This is a genomic window from Aeromonas sp. sif0611 (genome assembly GCF_019218845.1).
Lineage (GTDB): Bacteria > Pseudomonadota > Gammaproteobacteria > Enterobacterales > Aeromonadaceae > Aeromonas > Aeromonas media.
This window is the reverse complement of the sequence record NZ_JAHUWU010000003.1, coordinates 69,134-94,841: the sequence shown is the minus strand read 5'-3', so window position 1 is coordinate 94,841 and position 25,708 is coordinate 69,134. Positions and strand designations below refer to the sequence as shown.

Below are 25,708 nucleotides of genomic sequence, written 5' to 3'. Positions count from 1 at the left end.
TGTCCGGCCTCAGGGGCCCGGGGTATAACGGAAAGGTTCGAGCCGGGGAGTCAACCCCTGGCATGCCGGCTTGAGGGCATCCACGCCAGCCAGCAGCCAGTCGGTGCGATGGCGGTTGCCGAGGTTTTCCATCTTCTCTGGCTCGAAACACAGCACCATCAGATCCGCGCTGCCCAGCACATGGCGCCTGGGCGCGGCCGCCACCCAGGCCGCCGCCTCGCGGGCCTGTTCCCCGTCCCCCAGCAGGTAAGGATAATGGCGCACGGGTTGTAGAGCGAACAGCAGATGCTGCTCCTTGAAGCCGGCCAGCAACAGCTCGTCGCCCGCAGGCACCTGCTGCGCCGCCAGCGCCATCACCCCCTCCGGGGTGCGCATGTCGTTGAGCTTCACGCAGATCCAGCTGGAGTAGATCAGCCAGCCCACCGCAAGCGAGCAGAAGATGGCGGTGAGCGGTGCCCGGCGCAGCAAGGCGTTGAGCAGCAGCAACGCCGCCCCCATCGCCAGCAGGGGCAGCCAAGGCGCCGGGCCCAGATCCCCCAGCTTGCTCGCCAGCTTGGCGCTGAATGCCAGTGCCCCCGCCCCGCCCAAACAGATGATCCCCAGCAACCAGCCGAGCCCGCCCAGCAGGCGCGCGGGCCAGACCCGCGCCAGCAGCTCGGCGACGAAGGGAGCCGTCAGCAGGGCCAGCGCCGGCGTGCCCGGCGTGACATAGACGCCGCGCTTGCCCGGCGACAGGGAGAAGAAGAGGATCACCAGCACCAGGTAGCCGAGTAGCAGGATGATGCGCTTGTCCTGCCCCTGGATGGCCTTGCGCCACGCCACCACCAGCCAGGGCAGCAGCAGGGAGACCGGCAGCCAGAACGGCGGGATCACCGAGGTGAGGTAGTACCAGAACGGTTTGACGTGGTGCCAGGCGTTGGCATAGCGGGTCACCGTCTGGCGCAGCAGTATGTTGTCCCGGTAGGCCTGCAGCACGGGATCGCCGCTCTGGGCCACAGCGAGCAACATGGGCACCAGCCACAGGCCGATGGCCAGCAGCATGAACAGCGGCCCCGTCAGCCCCTTGAGCCAGTCGCTCCTGGAGGCGGCACGGATCTTCTCGCGGTGGGTCCAGATCGCAGGGATCAAGATTAGCAAGGCCAGCAGCCCCACCCCCTTGGTGATGATGCCAAGCCCGGCGGCGAACCAGCCGAGCCAGTACCAGCGCCAGCCGCCACCGCAGAGCAGGAAGCGGACGAAGCCGTAGACGCCGAGGGTGATGAAGAAGGTGACCAGCGCATCGATCTGCGCCGTCTTGGCCTGCAGGGTGAACTGGACGGTAAACAGCAGCAACAGCCCTGCCAGGAAGCCCACCGAGGGGTTCCACAGGCGGCGGCCCATGTCCCACACCAGCGTGATGGTCAGCAGACCCGCCAGCAGGGAGGGCAGCAGAAACGCCACCTTGATGGAACCGGTCAGCAGATACCCCAGTGCTATCCCCCACATAAATAGGGGGGGTTTGTCCGGGTAGATCTCGCCGCCGCGCATGGGGAAGAGCCATTGCCCGCTCTCCACCATCTCCTTGGCGATCAGGGCGAAGCGCGGCTCGTCGGCGGGCCAGGGATCCCGCAGCCCGAGGCCTGCACCCAGCACCACCAACGCGATCAGCAGCAGCCAGCCGAGAGATCTTTGATTGAGCAGGAAACGGTCATTTACCATGACGAGCCTCATAGTCGTTGACGACCTTGTCCCGCTTCCAGCCTCTGTGCTGGATATCCAGATAGAGGCTGTAGAGCGCGGTAAAGGTGGGGAAGAGGTTCTGCAACACGCCGACCGAGTCCTGTTTGGGCGAGAAGACGAAGTAGCTCAGGGTCATCAGGCTGCCGAGCACGCTCATGTACCAGAACAGGCGCGGGATCACCGGCTTGCCGGCGCGCTTGGAGGCGACGAACTGCACCAGCCAGCGGCCGCCGAACATCAGCGCCCCTGTGTAGCCGATGATCTTCCAGCCGGTCACATGCAGGCCGGTCCAGTCGAACCAGGTCAGCTCCATGGAGAGCAGGGCATCGATCATCGCCATCCTCCCAGGTGCAACCCGCCGACATGCAGGGCAAGCTCATCCCGGTCCAGCCAGATCGACGGCAACGAAAGCAGGATCTCCATCACTCCAATGTCTCCCTGATCTCGACCACCTTGGAGCGGCGCTGCAACCACCAGACGCCGACCACGTCCACCAACCCGACCCAGAGCCGGTTCCAGACGCCATATTTGGAGACACCCGCCTGCCTGGGTCTGTGGTTGACCGGCCAGGGGGACATGTGGCCACCCTGGGCCTGGATCAGGGCCGGGATGTAGCGGTGCATATGGTTGAAGCCGGGCAGACGCTGATACCAGTCACGGCGCACCACCTTGAGGCCGCAGCCGGTATCGGGGATGCCGTCCCGCAGCAGCAGATCGCGAAAACCGTTCGCGAGTTTGGACGAGAGGCGCTTCACCCAGTCATCGCGCCGATTGACGCGATGGCCGATGAGCCCTACCTGGCTCTTGTCCGCCGCGAAACGGTGCTTGGCCTCCTCCAGCATGGCGGGAATATCGGCCGGATCGTTCTGACCATCGCCATCCAGCACCACCAGCCAGTCACCGCGGCCGTGGCGCACACCACTCAGTACCGCCATGCTCTGGCCGACGGCCCTCGCATGACGCACCACCCGCAGCGCGGGGAATTGCGCCTTCAGACCGCAGAGCAGGGCGTAGCTGTCGTCCTCGCTGCCATCGTCCACATAGATCAGCTCGTAGCTGTATTTCCCCGCCAACGCGGCATCGATCTCGCCGATGAGGGGGGCCAGATTGTCCCGCTCATCCTTGGCGGGCACCACGACAGAGACCTCGATTGAATCAACCATATGCGCTTCCCAATCATGACGAAGGATGCAATCGGTTCGACTGCACCCCCCATTTCTATTTTATCGACAAGGTGACTAACATCATGCAAATACAAGGCGTTAGGCAGCAAGATCGGCAGTCTATTGCCACAAAAATAATAAATCTATCAATTTGAATTGTGCCATGGAGAAGAGGATCGCGAAGTGCAGCCACCTGGCGTTCGTCGCCAGAGTCTTTTCCTTCTCTGCCAAAAGTTCCATACCGTTTTCATCTCTGATGGCCGAACACATAACCAGATGTTCCATCTCCTGGCTGGCAACCCCCCCATATCGCACCTATATCTTGCGGATACGAAAGACGAGGTATCCATCATGCAGAGACTCTGCACCTGGAGCTGGGGACTCCTGCTACTGCTTGTCACACCATCCTCCCATGCCGATGCCTTTCGCCAGGCCCCGAAGGCGATGAGCGCCCTGCGTCAGGGCGCCGCCATGGAACAAGGCAACCCGAGGCAGGCCATCGCCCACTACTGCACCGCAGCCAACCTTGGCAACCCGGAGGCCTATTATCGCATCGGTCGCCTGCTGGCTCGCGGGCCTCAGGGGATCCGCAGCGCCCGCCACGCCAACGCCTACCTCGCCATGGCCATGCGCCTCGGCAATCAGCAAGCGGCTCGCTACTACAACGAGCGGGTAGGCAATGCCCCCCTTGGCACTTGCGGTATCGGCGGGGGTGGAGGAGGCACCCCCTGGGTGCGCCCCAGCACGCCCTTCGATCAGGATAGCTATCTGGCCCGGCAATCCCTCACCAAACAGAAGCTGGCCGTCATGATCCGCCAGGCTGCCCATCGTCACAAGGTCGACCCCCAGCTGGCGCTCGCCATCGCCATCGCCGAGTCGAATCTCAACAGCACCGCCGTCTCCCCCAAGCAGGCGCAAGGGGTCATGCAGCTGATTCCCGAAACCCAGGTACGCTTCGGCGTGACCCGTCCCTTCGATGCACAGCAGAACATCCGCGGTGCCATGATCTACTTGAAGTGGCTGGAGAAACAGTTTGGCACTGACTGGGTCAGGATCAGTGCCGCCTACAACGCCGGTGAGCAGGCCGTGATCCGTTATGGCGGCGTACCGCCCTACCAGGAGACCCAGGAGTATGTACAACGGGTGCTCTACTACTCGGGGCAGGACCCGACCAAGGCGATCAAACGGCCACGCTGACGGCTGGCATAAGCAGAACCCATCGCGCCTCACGGTAACGTGATGAATCCTATCGAGCCAGGCTTAAGGAAGTCTTAAGCCCACACACCGCGGAATCTGGCCAACCGTTTGTCCTGTGGCGCTCCCTCTTATCTCCCCTCTTCTTTCCCCTCTGCCGAAAGGGCTCTCTGCACAACATGCCCCCGGTTGTCTACTTTGCCGCCCCCTTCCCATTGGTTTACAATCGACGGGTTTTTTGGAACCCGGTTGACCCCTGTCGACCGGGCCCCACCACGACGTCAGTTTGTTAATGTAAAAACATTAAACTACTGAAAAGGAAGAGAATTAGCCAATGGCTCAATTTATTTACACCATGAACAGGGTCGGCAAGGTCGTGCCGCCCAAGCGTCATATTCTCAAGAACATCTCCCTCTCCTTCTTCCCGGGCGCCAAGATTGGCGTATTAGGCCTGAATGGAGCCGGTAAATCCACCCTACTGCGCATCATGGCGGGGATCGACACCGAGATAGAGGGGGAAGCCCGTCCGCAGCCCGGCATCAAGATCGGCTACCTGCCCCAGGAGCCGAAGCTGGATCCGGAGCAGACAGTCCGCGAGGCGGTGGAAGAGGCGGTCGGCGAGGTGAAACGCGCCATGGCTCGCCTGGATGAGGTCTATGCGGCCTACGCCGACCCGGATGCGGATTTTGACAAGCTGGCCCGCGAACAGGGCGAACTGGAAGCCATCATCGCCGCCCAGGGTGGTCACAACATGGAGAACCAGCTGGAGCGCGCGGCCGACGCCCTGCGCCTGCCGGCCTGGGACGCCCAGATCAAGCACCTCTCCGGGGGTGAGCGCCGCCGGGTAGCCCTGTGCCGTCTGCTGCTGGAAAAGCCGGACATGCTGCTGCTGGACGAACCGACCAACCACCTGGATGCGGAATCCGTGGCCTGGCTGGAGCGCTTCCTGCACGACTACGAGGGCACCGTCGTCGCCATTACCCACGACCGTTACTTCCTCGACAACGTGGCGGGCTGGATCCTGGAGCTGGACCGCGGCGAGGGTATCCCCTGGGAAGGCAACTACTCCTCCTGGCTGGAGCAGAAGGACGCCCGTCTGGCTCAGGAAGCCAGTTCCGAAGCGGCCCGTCGCAAGTCCATCGAGAAGGAACTGGAGTGGGTTCGCCAGAACCCGAAAGGCCGTCAGGCCAAGTCCAAGGCCCGTATGGCTCGCTTCGAGGAGCTCAACACCAACGACTACCAGAAGCGCAACGAGACCAACGAGCTGTTCATTCCGCCCGGACCGCGCCTCGGCGACAAGGTGGTGGAAGTGGCGAACCTCTGCAAGTCCTACGGTGACCGCCAGCTGATCGACGATCTCTCCTTCTCCATTCCGAAGGGGGCCATCGTCGGCATCATTGGTCCGAACGGCGCTGGTAAATCTACCCTGTTCCGCATGATGTCGGGCCAGGAACAGCCGGACTCCGGCACCATCACCCTGGGCGATACCGTCGTGCTGGCCTCCGTGGATCAGTTCCGCGACAGCATGAACGACAAGAAGACGGTGTTCGAAGAGGTCGCCGACGGTCAGGACATCCTGCGCATCGGCAACTACGAGTTCCCGAGCCGTGCCTACATCGGTCGCTTCAACTTCAAGGGCGCTGATCAGCAGAAGCGGGTCGGCGAGCTCTCCGGTGGTGAGCGCGGCCGTCTGCACCTGGCCAAGCTGCTGCAAACTGGCGGCAACGTCTTGCTGCTGGATGAACCGACCAACGATCTGGACATCGAAACCCTGCGTGCCCTCGAGAACGCCCTGCTGGAGTTCCCGGGTTGTGCCATGGTCATCTCCCACGACCGCTGGTTCCTCGACCGGATCGCCACCCACATCCTGGACTACCAGGACGAGGGCAAGATTGCCTTCTTCGAGGGCAACTTCACCGAATACGAAGAGTGGAAGAAGAAGACCTACGGTGCCGACGCCGTCCAGCCGCACCGCGCCAAGTACAAGCGCATCGCCAAGTAAGCGGCCACGCCGCCATGAACTGGAGCGAGGCGGCCCAGCCACACCGCTCCAGATAAACAAGCGCATCGCCAGGTAAGCGGTCACGCCGCCATGAACTGGAGCGAGGCGGCCCAGCCGCACCGCTCCAGATACACCAGCGGACCGCCATGCAAGCGAAATGATGCATCACCCCATCGGGGTGATTGCAGCGTGACAAGGGGAGCCCAGGCTCCCCTTTCTGTTGCCTTTTAGCTTACACTCTCCCCGCGTTCCCCTACCGGCCCTACCAATGACCCAGACCAACGCCCCCCCGAAGAGACTCACCATCCAGATCCGGATCGAACCCGGCTGCCTGGGCCCGGATGGCAAGGCCCACATCGATACCTTCTGCGCCGCGGCCAGCCGGATCTTTGCCGCTATCGAACCCGAGCGGGTCAGCTGGGTGCTGCTCCCCCGTCACGACAAGCTGTTGCCCGAACAGGCCTACTTCATCGACGGGCGCACCCTGAGCGAGGCCCAGGCCAACCTGCTGCTGCAGCGCATGGGGCTGACGCTGACCACCTTGCAGGAGCACAGCGACGCCGTGCTGGCCCAGCTGGTGGAGCGCTATCTGAAGAGCCGCTGAGGGCCGCCCTCACAGAACAGGCCTCCATCGAGCCTGTTTTCAGAGGGCAGATGGCAAACGTTTGAATTTTTGCTCTATTCATTGATCCCCCTCGCAGATCCGGGGTTTGTAAACGTCGCCGCCTGTGTAAAAATGTGCGCGCTGTCACGGTATCAGGACGAGTCTGGTCGCTCAGTCGCCAGAAACAGGGCAACCCAGCCCCCATGGATGGAGTTGACTGTTCGCCTGCTGCTTATTTCACGTCACCCATTGGAATCCAACATGAATCAACCACACAACGCCACAGAGCAGGCAGCCAATCCGGCCGCCGGGCAAGGATTGCTCGAGCGCCTGTTTGCCCTGAAAGGCCATGGCACCACGGCCCGTACCGAGGTCATCGCCGGCATCACCACCTTCCTGACCATGGTCTACATAGTGTTCGTCAATCCGCAGATCCTCTCTGCGGCGGGCATGGACACCCAGGCAGTGTTCGTCACTACCTGCCTCATCGCCGGCATCGGCAGCATCCTGATGGGTCTGCTCGCCAACCTGCCCATCGCCCTGGCTCCAGCCATGGGGCTGAATGCCTTCTTCGCCTTCGTGGTAGTGGCCGGCATGGGTTATTCCTGGCAGGTCGGCATGGGCACCATCTTCTGGGGCGCCCTGGGTCTGCTGATCCTCACCCTGCTGCGGGTACGCTACTGGCTGATTGCCAACATCCCCCTCACCCTGCGGGTCGGCATCACGGCCGGCATAGGCCTGCTCATCGCCCTGCTCGGCCTGCACAACGCCGGCATCGTAGTGGCGAGCCCCGCCACCATGGTGACCGTGGGCAACCTCACCTCCCTGCCCTGCCTGCTGGGGCTGCTCGGCTTCTTCCTTATCTGCATCTTCTCCGCCCGCGGCGTGCACTCCGCCGTACTGATCGCCATTGTGGTCACCACCACCCTGGGCTGGCTGTTTGGCGATGTGACCTTCAAGGGCTTCGTCTCTGTGCCGCCGAGCATCACCCCCGTCTTCGGTCAGCTGGACCTGATGGGGTCTCTGGACATAAGCCTGGCCGGGATCATCTTCTCCTTCATGCTGGTCAACCTGTTCGACTCTTCCGGCACCCTGATCGGCGTCACCAACCGCGCCAAGCTGGCCGATGATCGCGGTCACTTCCCGCGTATGAAGCAGGCGCTGGTAGTGGACAGCGTGAGCTCGGTCGGCGGCGCCTTCATGGGCACCTCCTCCGTGACGGCGTACATCGAGAGCAGCTCAGGGGTGGCCGTCGGCGGTCGTACCGGCCTCACCGCCATCGTGGTCGGCGTGTTGTTCCTGCTGGCGATCTTCTTCTCCCCGGTCGCCGCCATGGTGCCCGCGTACGCTGCTGCGGGCGCCCTTATCTACGTGGGCGTGCTGATGTGCTCCGAGCTGACCCGGGTCAAGTGGGAAGACCTGACCGAAGCGGTACCGGCCTTCATGACCGCAGTGATGATGCCGTTCAGCTTCTCCATCACCGAGGGGATAGCCGTGGGCTTCATCTCCTACTGCGTGATGAAGGCGGGCACCGGCCGCTGGCGCGAGATCAACCCCTGCGTGCTGGTGGTAGCCCTGCTGTTCGTGCTCAAGTTCGTCTGGGTCGACAGCCACTAACCCCGGCTTTCGCATACAAAAATGCCCGTCATCGACGGGCATTTTTTTATGGCTGACAAAGGGCAAGGTTCAACGGATGCCGCGGGCCTCGCGGATCCACTCCCAGGCCTGCTGGATCTCCTGAGTCTTCTCCTTGGCCATCTCCATCATCTCGGGCGGCAACCCCTTGGCGGCCAGCTTGTCCGGGTGATGCTTGCTCATCTCCTTGCGATAGGCGCGCTTGATATCCTGATCGCTGTCGCTCTCGCTCACCCCCAGCAGCTGGTAGGCATCCTTGAGGCGATCCTGGGAGGGGGCCTCCTGCCGGTATTGCTGCCCTTGTCCACCCTGCTGCTGGCGGTGGAAGAAGTTCATCTGCGCCTCCGCCATCGCCAGGATCCGCGCCAGCTCGATGCGGCTGAAGCCGAGCTCGTCCGCTATGGTCTGCAGGATGGCGCGCTCGTTGGCCTCCACCTTGCCATCGGCAAAGGCTGCCTGCAGCTGCACCTCAAGGAAGAAGCGCAGGATGTCGCGCTGCCCCAGGCTCGCCTGGCGAAACTCCGCCAGGGTTTCGCGCAGCGGGAAGTCGTTCTCCTTGCCCTGGCGGAACGACTCCTGAGCCCGCACCCGCTGCTCGCCGGAGAGTCGCATCCTGTCCATCAGGCTGGAGGCGACCCGGATCTCGTGCTCGGTGACCTGACCGCTCGCCTTGGCGATGTGGCCCATGACGGCGAAGGTGGCGTGGAAGAAGACCGCCTGCTGCTGCTGGCTGGGAGCTCGCTGGAATGCCCCCCGAATGCCCATGCCCCGATCGAAGCGGTGGCCAATCCAGAGGCCAAGCAGGGCGCCGAAGATGTTGCCGAGCAGAAAACCGAAGAAGGCGCCAAGCACCTTACCCCAAATACGCATGGTTCAAGACCTCGTGATGTTAATGAGTGCCGGCAAGCAGCTGGTCATCCAGCTCCCGCAGCCGATCGACGGTGCCTATGTCCCGCCACTCGCCGGCCAGCAGACTGCCACCGACCCGGCCTTGTGCCATCCAGTCGCGCAGCAGGGGTGCCAGCTTGCGGGCACCGCAAGGCAAGGAGACAAAGGCCGCCGGGTGATAGAGACCAACGCCGCTGAAGGTCAGAGCCGGGCTGTCCTGCACCCTACCCTCCGCCAGGGAGAAATCCCCCTGAGGGTGCTGAGGTGGATTGGGCACCAGCCAGAGGTGGGCCAGGTCATCCGCCAACGGCTGATTCACCAGAGCGCCATAATCGGCATCAATCCAGGTATCGCCGTTGATCACCAGAAAGGGCTCGCTGCCGAGCAGTGGCAATGCCTGCACGATGCCGCCCGCAGTCTCGAGCGCACTCTCCTCCGCCGACCACAGGATCTCGACCCCGAACTGGCGGCCATCGCCGAGGGCCTCCACCAACTTGTGGCCAAGCCAGGCGTGGTTGATGACAAGCTGGATCACACCGGCCGCCTTGAGCTTCTCGATGTGGTGGACGATGAGGGGCTTGCCCCCCACCGCCAGCAGCGGCTTGGGCAGCAAGTCGGTGAGCGGGCGCATCCGCTCCCCACGGCCTGCGGCCAGGATCATCGCCTTCATGACGGCTCCCCGGCACGCCGAGCCTCTGCCGTTCGGGTCAGGCCCGGCAGCACAATCCGCTGCAACCAGTCGCCGAAGCGGGCCAGCACAGGATGCTCGGCCCCATGTTGGTGGCACACATCCACCACGTAGCCCAGGGTACGGGGGATGTCCTTGAGGTAGCCGGACTTGCCGTCGCGATGGTAGAGACGGGTGAAGAGGCCGGCCGCCTTGAGGTGGCGCTGCATGCCGGTCAGATCGGCATACCGGCGGAAAGCGACATAATCGAGATCGCCCAGCAGACCGGCCTGGCTCAGGGTATCGAAGCCATGGCCCATGCCCTGCTCTATCACGGCATCGGGCCAACGCACGTAGCAGTCTTTCAGCAGGGAGACCAGGTCGTAGCTGAGAGGGCCGATGACCATGTCCTGGAAGTCGATGACGGCCAGTTGGCTGTCGTCCGGCGTATCGCCACCACACACCATCAGGTTGCGACTGTGGAAGTCTCTGTGCATCACTCCCTGAGGCTGAGCCAGGTTGCTCTCGGTGAGGCAGGCGAATGTCTCCGCCAGCAAGCCTTGCTCCTCGGCGCTCAGGGTCAGTTGCAGATGATGACCCAGCAGCCACTCGGGGAAGATGGCGTTCTCGCGCGCCATGAAGGCCTCGTCGAAGGGCTCGAGCTCGAGCGCCACCGATCCGAGCCGAGGCAGCAGGGCGAGGGCCTTGCCATACCAGGCCAGCACGTTGTCATCGTTCAGGCAGCCGATAAGCTGGGTATCCCCCAGATCCGTCACCGCCAGCAGGCCCTGCTCATAGTCCACCCCCCTGACCTCGGGAGCCAGCAGCCCCACGGCGTGCAGGGCGGCCGCATTGCGAACGAATTCATGATTTTTTTCGGTTTTCGGATTAGCATCCACCCACACTAGGCCACCACCACGGAAGTAGCGGCGGAAACTGGCGTCACCGGAGATCAGGGTCAACTGGAGATTGGCATCACCGGAAATCCGGCGTGCCCATTGCAATAGCAGGGAAGCGCGATCGTGCATGAGTCGGGAACCAAATTGGAAAGCAGCACTTGGCTGTTAGCCCTGGCCGCAATAATGCTTTATCATTGCCGGCTAACATAAAGCAATGACATGCAATGTCAACTCGATGGATCCTGACATAAAATGCATGCCCTGAATCAACCGTTTTTACTACGGATTGCGCGAGCCCTTCACATGACAAAATGGACACTGGGGTGTTCTTATCCCATCGCCCTGACCATCAGCCTTGTTCCTGCCCTGAGCCCGCTCACGGTACAGGCGGCGCCCCTCAACGCGCCACCGGCCACCGGGATCCTCAACAGCCTCTGCTATGACTATGTCCCCAAGATCGAGAAACCCAGCGCGGATCAGGACGCCAATGCCCAGCCCGTCGAAGTGGATGCCGATCGCCTGGAGGCCAAGCAGGGCGGTACAGCCGTCTATGAGGGTGACGTCAAGGTGCGTCAGGGCGTGCGCAAATTTGACTCCGACTATGCCCAGCTTGATCAGAAGAGCCGGGATGTCATTGCCATCGGCAACATCTATTACAACGATGGCCAGATTACTGTCACCAGCGACAAGACCCTCAAATCCAACCTGGACACCAAGAACTCCGAGCTGGAAGAGGGCAAGTATCAGGTTCATGGCTCACCGGTGCGCGGCTTCGCCGAAAAAGTCACCATGACCAACAACAACCAGAACATCACCCTGGAGGGGGCCCAGTACACCACCTGCCCCCCGGGTCAGGAGGCCTGGACCCTGAAGGCCGGCAGCATCGACATCGATCAGTCCGAAGTGTTCGGGGAAGCCTGGAACGCCAGCCTCTGGCTCTATGATTATCCGGTCTTCTATTTCCCCTATATCAACTTCCCCATCAAGGATGAGCGCAAGACCGGTCTGCTCTACCCGGGCTATACCCAAAGCTCCAAGAACGGCATGGACATCACCCAGCCGTTCTACTGGAACATAGCCCCCAACTACGATGCCACCATCACCTCCCGCTTCATGGACAGACGGGGCCTGATGGAGCAGGTCGAGTTCCGCTACATGCCGGATCCGGCCCATGTGGGCACCCTCTATTTCGAAAACCTGGCGGATGACAAGCAGTACGACGAGACAGACAGCCTCAACGATCACCTGTCCGATGGTCACCGCTATCTGCTCAGTGCCCGCCACACCTCCATGTTCATGGACAACGCCATGCGAGTGTCGGTGGACTATACCAAGGTGCGGGATCAGGACTACAACTACTTCAACGACTTCTCCCCCAAGGTGGGGACCCAGGTCGACAACCAGTTGCAGCAATCTCTGAAAGCCGGCTACTACCAGCAGAGCTGGAACCTCAATGCCGAGGTGCGGACCTACCAGATCCTGCTGGCCAGCGCCCAGCAACCCCACGAGCTGATGCCGCGCATCAACCACAACTACTACCAGCAGGGCAACTGGTACGATCTGGCCTGGAACACCGAGCTGACCAACTTCGGCTACAACAACGACCAGGCCATCGAGGAGAACAAGGGTAGCGCCTACACCGGCACCCGGGTCTACACGGCCCCCACCCTGACCATACCGCTCATCGACGAGGCGGGTTACTTCCTCGACAGCCAGTACAAGCTGATGTACACCCGTTACGATCAGACGGTGCCGGATGACATGAGCAGTACCTTCACCAACCGATTCACGCCCCAGGGTGGGGGTGACGTCACCCTGGAGGAGGGCATCATCACCCGGGTGCTGCCCTCGTTCCGCCTCAAGGGCGGCATGACCTTCGAGCGCGACCAGCAGTGGTTCGGGGAAGGGGCCAGCCAGACTCTGGAGCCTGAGTTCCAGTACCTCTATGTGCCCTACAAGGATCAGGACAACATCGGCGTCTACGACTCCACCACCATGCGCCAGGACTATTACAGCCTGTTCAGCGACCGCCGCTTCGCCGGCCTGGACCGCATCAGCGACTCCAACCGGCTCTCTGTTGGCGTCACTACCCGCATCTATGATCCGGCTGGCGATGAACGAATCCGGCTGGCCGTTGCCCAAGCCTTCGACTTCGTGGCGCCCAGGGTCAAGCTCTACGCCAGCGACAACCTGAGTACCAATACCCGCTCGCCGCTGTCGTTCGAGGGCGATGCCAAGATCAACGAGCAGTGGTATGCCCATGCCGGGGCGCAATATGATGTGGAGCAGCGCCAGATAAGCTCTGCCAACAGCGCCCTGGAGTACCGCCATGAGAAGCTGATCAGTCAGTTGAACCACCGCTTCGTGCGGGACGCCAACTATGACCTCGACCGCAAGGGCGAGGTGACGGATCTCAACCAGATCGGCTTGCTGTTGACCACCCCGCTCAACGATCAGTGGCACCTCTATGGCGGCTACTATCAGGAGCTCGACCAGAACGTCAAAGTTGACCGCAAGGTGGGTCTGAAATATGACTCCTGCTGCTGGAGCATCAACTTCAACCTGGAGTGGGTCAATACGCCGGACAACGTGAACCTGGCCCCGACGTCCGAGCGCAGCCTCGGCATTCAATTTGAAATGAAAGGATTGGGTAGCGTGGGTACCGGCTCCAAGGGTACCTCCCTGGATACCGAAGCACTGCCTTACATTCGTCCGTTTAACCTGCGAGACCAATAACGGGTCTGGCAAACGCCTTGAGAGATGGATATGAAGAAGACGTTGATTTCCCTGCTGACCGCAGGCCTGTTTGGAGTCATGAGCCAGGGTGCCTTCGCCGCGCCCGAGCTGATGGACAAGGTGCTTGCCGTGGTCAACAAGGACGTGGTGCTGGCCAGTCAGCAGGAAGCCCTGGTGCAGAAGGTGAAGGCCTCAGCCCAGGAGAGCGGCCAATCCCTGCCCGATGACGTCACCCTGCGCAAGCAGGCGCTGGATCGCCTGATCCAGGAGAGCCTGCAACTGCAACTGGCGGATCGCCAGGGGCTCAAGATCAGTGACACCCAGTTGGAGCAGGCCATCCAGAGCATCGCCGCCGACAACAAGATGACCCTGGATCAACTGCGTGCCCAGCTCGAACGGGAAGGGCTGACTTATGCCCAGTACCGGGAGGAGGTGCGCCGCGAGATCCTGATGAACGAGGTGCGCCGCAGCCAGGTCCGCCGCCGCATCAACATCTCCGAGCAGGAGGTGAAGCAGGTGGTCGAGGCCCTGAGCAAGCAGGGTCAACAACAGACCGAGTACCACGTCGGTCACATCCAGGTTGCCCTGCCTGACAACCCGAATGCCGAGCAGCTCAACGCCGCCAAGGCCAAGATCGAACGCATCCTGGCCGCGCTGAAAGAGGGGGCGGACTTCCGCAAGCTGGCCATCGCCGAGAGCAACGGTCCCAAGGCCCTGGAAGGGGGAGACTGGGGCTGGATGAGCCCGCAGGAGATGCCGACCCTGATGGCCGAAGCGGTACAGGGTGCCAGCAAGGGTGACATCGTCGGCCCGCTGCGCTCGGGCGCCGGTCTGCACATCGTCAAGATCTTCGACACCAAGGGTCAGCAGCAAGTGATGCAGACCGAGGTGAAGGCGCGCCACATCCTGATCAAGCCCTCCATCATCCTGAGCGAGGAGAAGGCCAAGGGCACTCTGGACGGCATCTTGCACGACATCAAGAGCGGCAAGGCGAGCTTCGCCAGCATGGCGGAGAAGTACTCCGAAGATCCGGGCTCTGCGGTGCAGGGTGGCGAGCTGGGCTGGTCCGATCCCAACGTCTATGTGCCGGAGTTCCGCGACATGGTCAACCGCCTGCAACCGGGTCAGCTCAGCGAGCCCTTCCGCACCACCCACGGCTGGCACATAGTGCAGCTGGAAGATCGCCGCAGCCAGGATGCCACCGGCAAGGCCCAGGAGCAGCGTGCCTATCAGCTGATCTTCAACCGCCGCTTCACCGAAGAGTCCCAGGCCTGGCTGGATGAGCTGCGCGACGAAGCCTACATCCAGATCGAACCCAATTAATGGCCGACGAGCAGATGAACAGCCATCGTCTTGCCATCACGCCGGGTGAGCCCGCCGGCATAGGCCCGGACCTGGTGCTGCAGATAGCCCAGCGGGACTGGCCACACCAGCTGGTGGTGATCGCCGATCCCGCCCTGCTGCGCGAACGCGCCGCCCTGCTGGGGCTGCCCATCGAGCTGGAACCCTATGATGCCGCCGCCCCCGTGAGGGGGCAGCGGGCGGGGACCCTGACGGTCTGTCCCGTTCCCCTCGGCGCCCCCGTGGTGCCGGGTGAACTCGACGAGGGCAATGGCGCCTATGTGCTGGCCACCCTGCAGCGTGCCTGTGACGGCAACCTGAGCGGCGAGTTCGCCGCCGTGGTGACCGGCCCGGTGCACAAGGGGATCATCAACCAGGCGGGCGTCTCGTTCAGCGGTCACACCGAATTCTTCGCCCAGCAGTCAGACACCGCCGACGTGGTGATGCTGCTGGCCACCGAAGGGCTGCGGGTGGCGCTGGCGACCACCCACATTCCCCTCGCCTATGTGGCGATGGCCATCACGCAGGAGCGCCTTGGCAAGGTGATCCGCATCCTGGATGCGGATCTCAAGGGAAAATTCGGCATCGAACACCCCAGAATTTACGTCTGCGGCCTCAACCCCCACGCCGGGGAAGGGGGCCATCTCGGCCGTGAAGAGATCGACGTGATCGAACCCGCCCTGGCCGACTTGCGCCAGGAAGGGATCGATCTGGTCGGCCCCTTGCCGGCCGATACCCTGTTCCAGGACAAATACCTCAAGGATGCGGATGCGGTACTCGCCATGTACCACGACCAGGGGCTGCCGGTGCTCAAATACAAGGGCTTTGGCAACTCGGTCAACATCACCCTCGGACTTCCTTTCATCCGTACTTCGGTGGATCACGGCACCGCACTGGATCTGGCAGGCAAGGGCCTGGCAGACTCCGGGAGCCTGATCACCGCGATTAACCACGCCATCCAGATGGTAGAGAAAAAAAGATATGAGCAGTAAGGTGCAGAGCAACAAGGTGCACATGGGCCACACGGCCCGTAAGCGTTTCGGTCAGAACTTCTTGCACGACCGTTATGTGATCGACCAGATCGTCGCCGCCATCAATCCACAGCCGGGTCAGAACCTGGTGGAAATCGGCCCGGGTCTGGCGGCACTGACCGAACCGGTCGCCTCCCAGATGGACAAGATGACGGTGGTCGAGCTTGACCGGGATCTGGCGGCTCGCCTGCGCGAGCACCCGACCCTCAAGGACAAGCTGACGGTGATCGAGGCCGATGCCATGCGCTTCGACTTCGGCACCCTGATGGGGGAAGGCAAACCGCCCCTGCGCATCTTCGGCAACCTGCCCTACAACATCTCCACCCCGCTCATCTTCCACCTGTGCGAGTTCGCCGACCGGGTGGAGGACATGCACTTCATGCTGCAAAAGGAAGTGGTATTGCGGATGTGCGCAGGCCCGGGCAGCAAGGCCTATGGCCGCCTGAGCGTCATGGTCCAGTACTACTGCCAGGTGATCCCGGTGCTGGAAGTGGGCCCGGGTGCCTTCAAGCCAGCCCCCAAGGTCGACTCGGCCGTGGTGCGACTGGTGCCACACAAGAACCCGACTATCGTCGCGAAAGACCTCCGCTGCCTGAGCCGGGTCTGCACCGAGGGCTTCGGCCAGCGTCGCAAGACCATCCGCAACAGTTTCTCCAACTTCATCACCGACGCTCAGCTGACCGAGCTTGGCATCGATGGCAACCTGCGTCCGGAGAACCTCTCCCTCGAGCAGTTCGTCATGATCGCCAACTGGCTGGCCGATCAGCAGCAGGCCTGATCCCATGGCATCCACCCGGATAGTGGTGCGCCCGCACCCCAGCTATGTGGCGGGCACCGAGGATCCCTACCATTTTCTCTATCTCATCGAGATAGAGAATCTGGGGCCGGGCAAGGTGCAACTGCTGCATCGGCGCTGGCTCATCACGGATGCCGATGGCAAGATGCTGGAAGTGGAAGGGCCCGGGGTCGTGGGCGAGCAGCCCTTCATCGCCCCCGGCGAGACCTTCACCTATCAGAGTGGCGTACCGCTCGCCACCCCCTTCGGCGTGATGGAAGGCAGTTATATCCTGCAAGACGAATCGGGGCTGCAGTTTGAGGCCCCCATCGCCCCTTTCACGCTGGCCGTTCCCAACATAATCAACTGAGGTTTCATGGCGAATTGTTTCGTCGGTGATATCCAGGGCTGTTACGACGATCTACGCCGTCTGCTGGATCTTGCCGAATTCGACTCCGACAAGGACACGCTCTGGCTGTGTGGCGACCTGGTCGCCCGCGGGCCGGATTCCCTCAACACCCTGCGCTTCGTCAAGTCACTGGGAAGCCGCGCCGTGACCGTGCTCGGCAACCACGACCTGCACCTGCTGGCGGTGGCTCATGGGGTCGCCCCTCTCAAGAAGAAAGACAAGCTGCAGGCCCTGATGGAAGCCCCGGATCGGGACGAGCTGCTGGAGTGGCTGCGCCACCGTCCCCTGCTGGCGGAGCACCCGGATCTGCCCATCATGATGATCCATGCCGGACTCTCTCCGGCCTGGGATGCCCACACGGCACGCAGTTGTGCCCGTGAAGTGGAGACGCTGCTGCGCGGCGATCAGTACAGCTGGCTGCTGCACCACATGTATGGCGACCAGCCCGATAGCTGGGACGAGAACCTGCAGGGGATAGAGCGCTACCGCTACATCATCAACACCTTCACCCGGATGCGCTTCTGCTACTTCGATGGCCGGCTCGATTTCAAGTGCAAGAAGGGACCCACAGAGTCCACCCCGGGCCTGCGCCCCTGGTTCGAGCAGCGCGAGCACCACGACGACGACCCCATCCTGGTATTCGGCCACTGGGCGGCACTGATGGGCGCCACCGGCAAGGCGGACATCAAGGGGCTGGACACCGGCTGCGTGTGGGGTAACAGCCTCACCCTCTGGCGCTATGAAGACGATGCCCTGATAGCGACCCCCTGCCCCGCCTATGCCAAGTGAAACAAAGACGCTGGCGATATAAAGAGGCCCGGCATTGCCGGGCCTCTTCGTTGGTCAGCACGCAGGCTAGAGCCTGCGCCCCAGCCGCTTCTCGACCTGGCGCCGCTCCCATTCGGGCCCGAACAGCCTGAATGGCTGGAACAGGTTGATGGCATGGGACATCAGGCCAAGCCCCCAGCCCAGCATGGGCCACCAGGCCCAGATATAGTCCGGGTTGCTCAGGTAGTTGATGACAAACAGCCCCCCTATCACCAGCACATAGCTGATGAGGTGGCCGTAGAAGCCTTTGAGCCCCTCGACGAACTTCATCGCCTCCCGCTCATCCTTGGCCACCTGCACCGTCCCCTGACTGTCGGTCTCGTTCCCTTTCATCTCGCTCTCCTGCAGTTGCGTCACATCGAGCTCAAAGACGGAGGCCAGGGCCTTGAGGGATTCCAGTCCGGGCTGCTGGCCCTGCTCGATCCGCTGTATGGTGCGGACACTCAGGCCAGTCAGGGTCGCCAACTGATCCTGGGACCACCCCCGTTGCAATCTCAACTTCCTGACGATCATCTCGAACTCCTTGTGGTGATTGACAGGGCCAGCATAGGGCCAGCGCGGCGAGAGGTGACACGACAGAGGGCCGACATAAACCTGACTATCGTTTTAAATCAAAGGCTTGAAATATGAACGGGAGGTTCACCCCTGTGCGGACACACACGCTGGTACGCCCGACCAGATTGTCACAGGCTCTGCATCAGACCGGCGGCGATCTCGAAGGAGCGCAGCCTGGCCTGATGATCGACGATGGGACCGTTGAACATCAGCTCGTCGGCCCCGGTTTCGGCCAGCAAGGCCTTGAGACCGTGGCGTACCTGATCCGGATCCCCCACCAGGGAGCGGGCCAGGGTCTGCTCCATCGCCATCAGCTCCCGGGGTGACCACGCCTCTCCCAGACTCTCCACCGGCAGCGGCAGCTTGCCGGCATCCCCCCGATAGAGGCGCAGGAACTGCAGCTGAAGCGTGGTGAACAGGAAACGGGCCTCCCGGGTCGTGTCGGCGGCGATCACGTTGATGCAGACTACCGCATAAGGTTTGGGCCAGCGCGCGGAAGGGCGGTACTGGGCGCGGTAAATCTCCAGTGCCTGCAACAGCAGACCGGGTGCAAAGTGAGAGGCAAAACCGAACGGCAACCCCATGGCGGCCGCCAGCTGGGCGCTGTAGAGGCTGGAGCCCAGCAACCAGATCGGCACATGCAGCCCTTGGCCAGGTACCGCCTGCACGGCGCCCACCTCGTCACCGAAGTAGCCCATCAGCTCACGCACGTCCGCAGGAAAATCATCCACCTCGCCGCCGCGCTGACGACGCAGCGCCTGCATGGTGCGTTGATCGGTGCCGGGCGCACGACCGAGACCGAGATCGATCCGATCCGGGTAGAGAGAGGCCAGCGTGCCGAACTGCTCGGCGATCACCAGGGGCGAGTGGTTCGGCAGCATGATGCCACCGGCCCCCAGCCGCAGGGTGCTGGTGGCGCCGGCCAGATGGCCGATCAGCACGGCGGTGGCGGCACTGGCGATCCCCGGCATGTTGTGATGTTCCGCCAGCCAGTAGCGGTGATAGCCCCAGCACTCGGCATGCCGGGCCAGATCCTGCGAATGACGAAACGACTCGGCCGGCAGGCTACCTTCGGGGACGGGCACCAGATCCAGGACGGAATAGGGAACGACAGGCATGGGATACTCCATTGATTCAAAGGCGATTCATCAGTGGAGCAATGTAGCATGAGATATCTGAATGAATCACGCGACCCGGTTGTCGGTGAGGCGCCCCGTCCGTGCCGGCGAGGGTGCGTCCCTGAAGATAGAGGGCCTCTTCCCCCCTCACCTCCTATGCTTTTTGTCATCTTGCGAGCACACTGTTTAGCAGATCATCGCGGGGTGCGCCCGCAGGACAAGGATAGGTCCATGACAAAAACAAGCCTCGGCAGCAAACCCTTTTACGTGCACATTGCCACCCTCTTCATTCTGCTGTTCTCCGTGCTGGGGGGCGCCCTCATCATGTTGCAGTTTCAGCAGGGCATGCAGCAGGGGTTGGCGCACGAGCGACAGAGCTTCCAGCAGTACAGGGAACAGCTCGCGCTTGCCATCAAGTTGAACCAGCGCCCGGCTCGCATGTCGCTCAGCCTGCTGCGCAGTGGCCAGCTGGCCGCCATGACCAGCCTGGAATCCCGCCTCGGCTACCTGCCCCAACTGGCCGAGGTGCTGGCCAACAGCGCCAGCTATGGTGCCATCTATGCCGGTTACGAGAACGGCGACTTCTTCCTGGTGCGCAAGTTGACCGAGCGGGCCAGGGGATTGCTTGACAGCCCCCCTCCCGGGAGCCACCTGCTGGTACAGAGCCTGAGTCAGGGCCGGGGAGAGTTCCTCTATTTCGACCAGCGGCTGCGATTGCTGGAGCGGCGGCCCATGCCGGACTACCGCTTCGATCCGCGCGACCGTGGCTGGTACAAGGAGGCGCGCTGGGGCACGGGCATCATAGTGACCCACCCCTATCTCTTCTTCACCACCAGAGAGCCTGGCATGACGCTGGCGGTGGAGAGCGACGATCGCCGGGCGGTGATCGGGCTGGATGCCGGTGTGGAGGGGCTTTCCTCCCTCATCGGCGAGCTGCCTCTGCCCAGCTATTGCCAGCTGGTACTGTTCGACGAAGTCGGAACCCTGCTGACAACGGATCCCAAACGGCTGCCCAGCTTCGATCAACTGAGCCGGCTGCCCATGTTGTCGGCGCTCAAGCAACCCATACTGACCAGGTTGCAACAGGAGATGGCATCCAGACCCACCCTGCTGCACGAGCCAACCGAGCTGACGCTGACTGCCGAGGATGGCCGCGACTGGCTGGTCAACCTCTCCGCCCTCGACGAGGGGTCTCCCTTCTACCTGGCCCTGCTGGTACCGACGGACGAACTCACCGCACCGGCCCGCCACGACGCCCTGCGCAACCTGGTCTGGGCCCTGACGGGTCTGCTGTTGCTGCTGCCCGTCATCTGGCTGGTGGCGAGGCGCACCGCCGCCCCCTTGCTGGCGCTGACGCAAGAGGCCGAGCGGATCCAGCACTTCGACTTCGGCGAGAGCGAGCGACCAGACTCGGCGATCCGCGAGATAGACGATCTCGCCCGCGCCATGTCCAGCATGCGACTGACCCTCGGCAATTTCATGAACATGGGTCTGGCGCTGGCGGCCGAACACCGCTTCGACTCCCTGCTCAGCCGCATCCTGCACGAGACGGTGGCGGCGGCCCAGGCTGAGGGGGGCTGCCTCTATCTGGCCCAAGAGAAGCAGATGAAGGCGGTTCAGGCCATCTGGCAACGGCAGCCCCTGGACTGTGAACAGTTGCACTGGCAGGAGTCCCTGCTCGGCGGCCTCTATCATACCGAGCGACTCAGCCTGCCCCTCAATGCCGAGCAGTGGTCGCACTGCCTGGCCGACTGGGGCCCCTTCCCCGGCCCCCGCCAACTGCTGGCCGAGCCCCTCTACAACCACCGCCAGGAGCTGATCGGCTGCCTGCTGCTGATCTTGCCGGACTGCGCACCACGGGAGCTGGCGTCACGCATCAGCCTCATCGAGGCGCTGGCGGGCATGTCCGCCTCCGCCATCGAGAATCAGCGCCTGCTGGAGGAGCAAAAGCAGTTGCTGGAGGCCTTCATCGAGCTTATCGCCGGTGCCATCGACGCCAAGAGTCCCTATACCGGAGGCCACTGCCAGCGCGTGCCCGAACTGACCCGCATGCTGACGGAGGCGGCCTGCGCCCAGCAGCAGGGCCCCTTTGGCGACTTCACCCTCAGCGACGAGGAATGGGAGGCCATCCATATCGCGAGCTGGCTGCACGACTGCGGCAAGGTCACCACACCGGAGTTCGTGGTGGACAAGGCCACCAAGCTGGAGACCATCTACGACAGGATCCACGAGATCCGCACCCGTTTCGAGGTGCTCAAGCGCGACGCCCATATAGAAGCGCTGGCGGCCCGGCTGCCCGCCTCCGATCGGCAGGCAGCCCTCGAGGCAGTGACCCCGACCTGGCAGATGCTGGATCAGGAGTTCGCCTTCGTCGCCGAGTGCAACCTGGGGGGCGAGTGGATGGCACCGGAAAAACTGGCACGGCTCGATGCCATCGCCAGCCGCACCTGGCTGCGCACCCTGGATGATCGCCTCGGCGTCAGCCCGGAGGAGCTAAAGCGCCATCCCGAGGAGCCAGCCCCGCTACCCTGCCGCGAGCCGCTGCTGGCCGACAAGCCGGTGCACCTCATTCCCCGCCCCGCCCACGACAACCTGGCCAGACACAATCCCTGGGGCTTCAAGGTCAGGGTCCCCGCCCATCTCTACAACCGGGGGGAGCATTACAACCTCGCCATCGGCCGAGGCACGCTCACCGAGGAGGAGCGCTACAAGATCAACGATCACATCATCCAGACCATCCGCATGTTGGAGCGACTTCCCTTCCCCCGTCACCTGCGCAAGGTGCCGGAGATCGCAGGGGGCCACCACGAGCGGATGGATGGCACCGGCTACCCACGCCAGTTACAGGGTGAGCAGATGAGCATTCCCGCCCGAATCATGGCCATCGCCGACATCTTTGAGGCCCTGACCGCGAGCGATCGTCCCTACAAATCGGGCAAGACGGTCTCCCAGTCCCTGACCATCATGCAGAAGATGGTGCAGGAGCAGCACATAGACCCGGCACTGTTCTCCCTCTTCCTCGACAGCGGTGTCTGGCGGGACTATGCCCTGCGCTTCCTCGCCCCCGAGCAGCTGGACGAGGCGGCCTGCCAGGCCCTGCTGGCGGAACCGCGCTAGCCGCTATCCGCCGAGCGCCCATAAAAAAACGGTCAACCGAAGTTGACCGTTTTTTCATCTCCAGGCTGCCCCTTAGAACAGCAGGTGTGCCACGCCGGCGATGACCGGCAGGGTGACCAGGGTACGCAGCAGGAAGATGACGAACAGTTCCCACAGCTTGACCGGGATCTTGCTGCCCAGCAGCAGGGCGCCCACTTCCGACATATAGATGAGCTGGGTCACCGACATGGCGGCGATCACGAAGCGGGTGATGTCGCTCTCGATGGTTGAAGCCAGCACAGCCGGGATGAACATGTCGGCAAAGCCCACCATGATGGTCTTGGACGCCGCTTCGGCCTCCGGCAGTTGCAGCAGCTCCAGCAAGGGGACGAAGGGCGCGCCCAGCCAGTTGAAGATGGGGGTGTGCTCCGCCAGCATCAGGGCACAGGTCCCGATCGCCATCACCACCGGCAGCACGCCAAACACCATGTCCAGGGCATTCTTCACCCCTTCCCGCGCCACGGCGCCGAGGTCCGTCATGCTGTCGGCCTTGGTCAGTGCACGCTGATAGCCATAACTCAGCACGCTGTGCTGGTGGGGAATGGCCTCCTGCTTGCGGCACAGGGGAGTGCCGTCGCTGTAGACATCCTTCTTCCAGGAGAGCGGCGGCAGGCGCGGCACCACTATGGCGGCGACCACGCCGGCCAGGCAGACGGTCAGGTAGAAGGGAACGAACATGTGCTCCAGTTTCACCTGGGAGATCACCACCAGACAGAAGGTGATGGAGACTGCGGAGAAGGTGGTGCCAATGACGGCCGCTTCACGCTGGGTGTAGAACTTGCCCTCGTACTGCTTGCTGGTAAGCAGGATGCCGACACTGCCATCCCCGAGCCAGGAGGCGAAGCAATCCACCGCAGAGCGGCCAGGCAAGCGGAACACAGGGCGCATGATGCGGGTCATCATGGTGCCGACAAACTCCAGCAGACCGAAGTCCAGCAGTAGCGGCAGCAGCAAGCCGGCGAAGATGAAGACGGAGAACAGCACCGGCAGCAGATCGTGCAGCACCAGGCCACCGGTCGCCCCGGAACGCAGCACCTCGGGACCGGCCTCGAAGAAGGTCAGCAGCACGAAGAGGCCCCCCAGTACCCGCACGCAGGCCCAGAAGGGGGAGACGTTGAACAGGCTGTTGAGGAAGGGGCGACGCACCAGGATCGCCGGCTTGAACAACCAGGCGATCAAGGTCATCAGCATGGTAGTAGTAATGATGGCGCTGACCATGGCCACCAGATAGTCGGCGAACACCGTCTGTACCAGCTTCGCCAGCACGGCGACGGGGATGGTGACATTGCCGTCATAGATGACCGGGGTCATGAACAGCAGGATCCCGATGAGCGACGGGATCAAAAACATCAGCACATTGCGGCGAGTATGGATCGCCGGTGCCTGCAGGGTCTTTTCCAACATGATAGACAGCCTTAAATGTGACTTTTCCTTCAGCCAGGCCGCCTGCATATTCATGCCCTCGCCCGGCAAACGGGCGCAAGAATAACCCAAAAAACTGCACAAACAAGCTTTTAATGGATTATTTCAAGCATAAATATTTTATCAGGCAAACCATCCATAAGAACAAACCAAAACAGTCATGCATATCAATTCAATTCAACAGGTTAGCATAATGTTTCATACAGGTTACGTTCAGGGGCGCAGTATAATCCGTTGCGGTTGGCAGGCAATAAGTGGCATGAGAAATATATCTATAAGGTGATCCCGTCGATCCTCCCATAAAAAAACCGGAGCCTGTCGGGGCTCCGGTCTTGTCACGAAAGAGAGTCTCAGTCGCGGACGTAGATCACTTCGACACCGTCGTCATCTTCGTCATCCCAGTCGTCGTCATCGTCCAGAGCGTCATCGAAGGCCTTGGAGGCCGCCAGGGCTTCCGCCTCCGCCTGGGCCAGCTGGTTCTTGTGGTAGTCGTCCCACTTGAACTCGACCTTCTCGATGGCGGCCTTGGCATCAGCTTCCAGCTGACGGGGCATGGTGTCCAGCAGATCCAGGATGTCGTAGCAGACCTTCTTGGTACCTTCCTTGCTGATGGCGGTGATCTGGTAGACAGGGCCTTCGTAGGCCAGCGCGGCCTTGACGCGATCCATCACTTCCTGAGCTTCTTCTTCCAGGATCAGATCCATCTTGTTGAACACCAGCCAGCGCGGCTTGCCTGCCAGCTCGGGGCTGTATTTCTCCAGCTCCCGGACTATGGTCACGGCATTTTCGGCCGGATCGGAACCGTCGACCGGGCAGATGTCCACCAGGTGGATCAGCACGCGGCAACGCTCGAGGTGCTTGAGGAAGCGGATACCGAGGCCGGCACCTTCGGCAGCGCCTTCGATCAGACCCGGGATATCGGCGATGACGAAGGAACGGGAGTTCTCCCCACGTACCACACCCAGGTTCGGCACCAGGGTAGTGAAGGGATAGTCGGCCACTTTCGGGCGAGCAGCAGAGACGGCGCGAATGAAGGTGGACTTGCCTGCGTTGGGCAGGCCCAGCATGCCGACGTCAGCCAGCAGCAGCAGTTCCAGCTTCAGGGTACGCACTTCACCCGGGGTGCCGTTGCTCTTCTGATAGGGGGCACGGTTGACCGAGCTCTTGAAACGGGTGTTGCCAAGGCCGTGGAAACCGCCCTTGGCGACCAGCAGCTTCTGGCCATGGGTGGTCAGATCCCCCAGCAGTTCACCGGTATCTTCATCGCTGGCGCGGGTACCGACCGGGACGCGCAGGGTGCGATCCTTGCCGCGTCGGCCGGTACAGTTGGCGCTCTGACCGTTCTCGCCACGCTCGGCGGCATGGAAACGCTCAAAACGGTAGTCGATCAGGGTGTTCAGGTTCTCATCGGCGATCAGATAGACATCGCCACCGTCACCGCCGTCACCGCCGTCCGGGCCGCCGTTCGGGATGTACTTCTCACGGCGAAAGCTCACACAACCGTTACCACCGTCACCGGCATCGACTCGAATCTGGACTTCATCAACAAACTTCATAGGTAACCGT

21 protein-coding genes are annotated in these 25,708 nt (G+C 62.4%); 11 read left to right on the top strand and 10 right to left on the bottom strand.

Features of this window, described 5'->3' with window-relative positions; genetic code table 11:
* Positions 1 to 9: 9 nt before the first annotated feature.
* The 3 genes from KW824_RS09620 to KW824_RS09610 form a co-directional block, all read right to left on the bottom strand.
* A complete protein-coding gene (locus tag KW824_RS09620; RefSeq protein ID WP_226170160.1) occupies positions 10 to 1,698 on the bottom strand; it encodes a glycosyltransferase family 39 protein in 1,689 nt (562 codons plus the stop codon).
* Positions 1,688 to 2,053: a lipid-A-disaccharide synthase N-terminal domain-containing protein gene (locus KW824_RS09615; protein ID WP_041206328.1), complete on the bottom strand. Its 366-nt coding sequence runs from the start codon at positions 2,051 to 2,053 to the stop codon at positions 1,688 to 1,690. Before KW824_RS09615 ends, KW824_RS09620 begins: the two co-directional genes overlap by 11 nt.
* 88 nt (positions 2,054 to 2,141) lie before the next feature.
* Positions 2,142 to 2,882 carry a glycosyltransferase family 2 protein gene (locus tag KW824_RS09610; protein WP_182786252.1) on the bottom strand — a complete coding sequence of 247 codons (741 nt, stop codon included), beginning with the start codon at positions 2,880 to 2,882 and terminating at the stop codon, positions 2,142 to 2,144.
* Positions 2,883 to 3,233: 351 nt separating this feature from the next.
* Between KW824_RS09610 and KW824_RS09605 the strand changes: the two genes are divergently transcribed.
* The 4 genes from KW824_RS09605 (at position 3,234) to KW824_RS09590 (ending at position 8,299) form a co-directional block, all read left to right on the top strand.
* The gene (locus KW824_RS09605) at positions 3,234 to 4,079 is read left to right on the top strand and encodes a lytic transglycosylase domain-containing protein (protein WP_043130427.1); all 846 of its coding nucleotides are present in this window, start codon (positions 3,234 to 3,236) and stop codon (positions 4,077 to 4,079) included.
* Between the two features lie 331 nt (positions 4,080 to 4,410).
* Entirely contained in the window at positions 4,411 to 6,078 is a 1,668-nt protein-coding gene (gene ettA, locus KW824_RS09600) for an energy-dependent translational throttle protein EttA (protein WP_005329110.1), read from the top strand.
* 268 nt (positions 6,079 to 6,346) lie between these two features.
* Entirely contained in the window at positions 6,347 to 6,682 is a 336-nt protein-coding gene (locus tag KW824_RS09595) for a hypothetical protein (RefSeq protein WP_005329107.1), read from the top strand.
* A gap of 261 nt (positions 6,683 to 6,943) precedes the next feature.
* A complete protein-coding gene (locus KW824_RS09590; protein WP_041206332.1) occupies positions 6,944 to 8,299 on the top strand; it encodes an NCS2 family permease in 1,356 nt (451 codons plus the stop codon).
* 69 nt (positions 8,300 to 8,368) lie between these two features.
* On the opposite strand, the gene djlA is transcribed toward KW824_RS09590, so the two are convergent.
* The 3 genes from djlA to KW824_RS09575 are packed head-to-tail and all read right to left on the bottom strand — an operon-like array spanning position 8,369 to position 10,900.
* Positions 8,369 to 9,187 (bottom strand): co-chaperone DjlA, encoded by an 819-nt coding sequence (gene djlA, locus KW824_RS09585; RefSeq protein ID WP_005327208.1) that lies wholly within the window; start codon positions 9,185 to 9,187, stop codon positions 8,369 to 8,371.
* A 19-nt stretch (positions 9,188 to 9,206) separates the two neighbouring features.
* The gene (gene murU, locus KW824_RS09580; protein ID WP_182786254.1) at positions 9,207 to 9,875 is read right to left on the bottom strand and encodes an N-acetylmuramate alpha-1-phosphate uridylyltransferase MurU; all 669 of its coding nucleotides are present in this window, start codon (positions 9,873 to 9,875) and stop codon (positions 9,207 to 9,209) included.
* The gene (locus tag KW824_RS09575) at positions 9,872 to 10,900 is read right to left on the bottom strand and encodes an aminoglycoside phosphotransferase family protein (RefSeq protein WP_182786256.1); all 1,029 of its coding nucleotides are present in this window, start codon (positions 10,898 to 10,900) and stop codon (positions 9,872 to 9,874) included. Before KW824_RS09575 ends, murU begins: the two co-directional genes overlap by 4 nt.
* Before the next feature lie 174 nt (positions 10,901 to 11,074).
* Here KW824_RS09575 and lptD point away from each other — a divergent pair, with 174 nt between their 5' ends.
* From lptD to KW824_RS09545, 6 genes are read left to right on the top strand one after another with little or no spacing between them, the layout of a single operon-like run.
* A complete protein-coding gene (lptD, locus tag KW824_RS09570) occupies positions 11,075 to 13,507 on the top strand; it encodes an LPS assembly protein LptD (protein WP_182786258.1) in 2,433 nt (810 codons plus the stop codon).
* Positions 13,508 to 13,537: 30 nt separating this feature from the next.
* The gene (surA, locus tag KW824_RS09565; RefSeq protein ID WP_043130437.1) at positions 13,538 to 14,830 is read left to right on the top strand and encodes a peptidylprolyl isomerase SurA; all 1,293 of its coding nucleotides are present in this window, start codon (positions 13,538 to 13,540) and stop codon (positions 14,828 to 14,830) included.
* Positions 14,831 to 14,844: 14 nt separating this feature from the next.
* Entirely contained in the window at positions 14,845 to 15,840 is a 996-nt protein-coding gene (pdxA, locus tag KW824_RS09560; protein ID WP_043130574.1) for a 4-hydroxythreonine-4-phosphate dehydrogenase PdxA, read from the top strand.
* Positions 15,830 to 16,657 carry a 16S rRNA (adenine(1518)-N(6)/adenine(1519)-N(6))-dimethyltransferase RsmA gene (gene rsmA, locus KW824_RS09555; RefSeq protein ID WP_043130439.1) on the top strand — a complete coding sequence of 276 codons (828 nt, stop codon included), beginning with the start codon at positions 15,830 to 15,832 and terminating at the stop codon, positions 16,655 to 16,657. Before pdxA ends, rsmA begins: the two co-directional genes overlap by 11 nt.
* Before the next feature lie 4 nt (positions 16,658 to 16,661).
* Entirely contained in the window at positions 16,662 to 17,024 is a 363-nt protein-coding gene (gene apaG / locus KW824_RS09550; RefSeq protein ID WP_182786260.1) for a Co2+/Mg2+ efflux protein ApaG, read from the top strand.
* Between the two features lie 6 nt (positions 17,025 to 17,030).
* On the top strand, positions 17,031 to 17,852 hold the full coding sequence (locus tag KW824_RS09545; RefSeq protein ID WP_005327236.1) for a symmetrical bis(5'-nucleosyl)-tetraphosphatase: 822 nt from the start codon (positions 17,031 to 17,033) through the stop codon (positions 17,850 to 17,852).
* Positions 17,853 to 17,918: 66 nt separating this feature from the next.
* Here the strand turns inward: KW824_RS09545 and KW824_RS09540 are convergent, their stop codons facing one another.
* Together KW824_RS09540 and KW824_RS09535 are read right to left on the bottom strand one after the other, a co-directional pair.
* Entirely contained in the window at positions 17,919 to 18,404 is a 486-nt protein-coding gene (locus tag KW824_RS09540; RefSeq protein WP_005327237.1) for a 2TM domain-containing protein, read from the bottom strand.
* Positions 18,405 to 18,574: 170 nt separating this feature from the next.
* Positions 18,575 to 19,564, bottom strand: coding sequence for a luciferase-like monooxygenase (locus KW824_RS09535; protein ID WP_182786262.1), 990 nt, complete (start codon positions 19,562 to 19,564; stop codon positions 18,575 to 18,577).
* 231 nt (positions 19,565 to 19,795) lie between these two features.
* On the opposite strand from KW824_RS09535, the gene KW824_RS09530 reads away from it, so the two are divergent.
* Positions 19,796 to 22,681, top strand: a complete 2,886-nt coding sequence (locus tag KW824_RS09530) for an HD domain-containing phosphohydrolase (RefSeq protein WP_256351337.1) — start codon at positions 19,796 to 19,798, stop codon at positions 22,679 to 22,681.
* A 72-nt stretch (positions 22,682 to 22,753) separates the two neighbouring features.
* Here the strand turns inward: KW824_RS09530 and KW824_RS09525 are convergent, their stop codons facing one another.
* Together KW824_RS09525 and cgtA are read right to left on the bottom strand one after the other, a co-directional pair.
* The gene (locus KW824_RS09525; protein ID WP_043130455.1) at positions 22,754 to 24,124 is read right to left on the bottom strand and encodes a YjiH family protein; all 1,371 of its coding nucleotides are present in this window, start codon (positions 24,122 to 24,124) and stop codon (positions 22,754 to 22,756) included.
* Positions 24,125 to 24,492: 368 nt separating this feature from the next.
* Positions 24,493 to 25,698: an Obg family GTPase CgtA gene (cgtA, locus tag KW824_RS09520; protein WP_218409651.1), complete on the bottom strand. Its 1,206-nt coding sequence runs from the start codon at positions 25,696 to 25,698 to the stop codon at positions 24,493 to 24,495.
* Positions 25,699 to 25,708: the final 10 nt, after the last annotated feature.